At 50.7% G+C, this 833-nt stretch carries 1 rRNA gene; it reads right to left on the bottom strand.

The features are described from left to right. A 23S ribosomal RNA gene (locus L248_RS15705) occupies positions 1-833 on the bottom strand; the annotation flags it as partial.

Genomic DNA, 833 nt, shown 5'->3' with positions numbered 1-833 from the left:
CCAAAGGTCGCCACCCACAGTTTCGGTACCATGCTTAGCCCCGGTACATTTTCGGCGCAGAGTCACTCGACTAGTGAGCTATTACGCACTCTTTAAATGATGGCTGCTTCTGAGCCAACATCCTAGTTGTCTATGCAACTCCACATCCTTTTCCACTTAGCATGGATTTAGGGACCTTAACTGGTGATCTGGGCTGTTCCCCTTTCGACTACGGATCTTATCACTCGCAGTCTGACTCCCGGAAACAAATATCTGGCATTCGGAGTTTATCTGCATTCAGTATCCCGAGACGGGACCATCATCCAAACAGTGCTCTACCTCCAGTATCCGCTTTTCCGAGGCTAGCCCTAAAGCTATTTCGGAGAGAACCAGCTATCTCCAAGTTCGATTGGAATTTCACCGCTACCCACAACTCATCCCCTCATTTTTCAACATAAGTGGGTTCGGTCCTCCAGTGCGTTTTACCGCACCTTCAACCTGGTCATGGGTAGGTCACTTGGTTTCGGGTCTACATCAGCTAACTCATTCGCCCTATTCAGACTCGCTTTCGCTCCGGCTCCGGCTTTTCTGCCTTAACCTCGCTAGCTAACGTAACTCGCCGGTTCATTCTACAAAAGGCACGCCATTACCCATTAACGGGCTCTGACTACTTGTAGGCACACGGTTTCAGGTACTATTTCACTCCCCTCCCGGGGTGCTTTTCACCTTTCCCTCACGGTACTGGTTCGCTATCGGTCACTAGGGAGTATTTAGCCTTGGGAGATGGTCCTCCCAGATTCCGACGGAATTTCACGTGTTCCGCCGTACTCAGGATCCTGCTTGGAGGGAATGAG

The organism is Schleiferilactobacillus shenzhenensis LY-73 (genome assembly GCF_000469325.1).
Lineage (GTDB): Bacteria > Bacillota > Bacilli > Lactobacillales > Lactobacillaceae > Schleiferilactobacillus > Schleiferilactobacillus shenzhenensis.
Note: the sequence above shows the minus strand (reverse complement) of the source record. Positions and strands in the feature narration are given on the sequence as shown.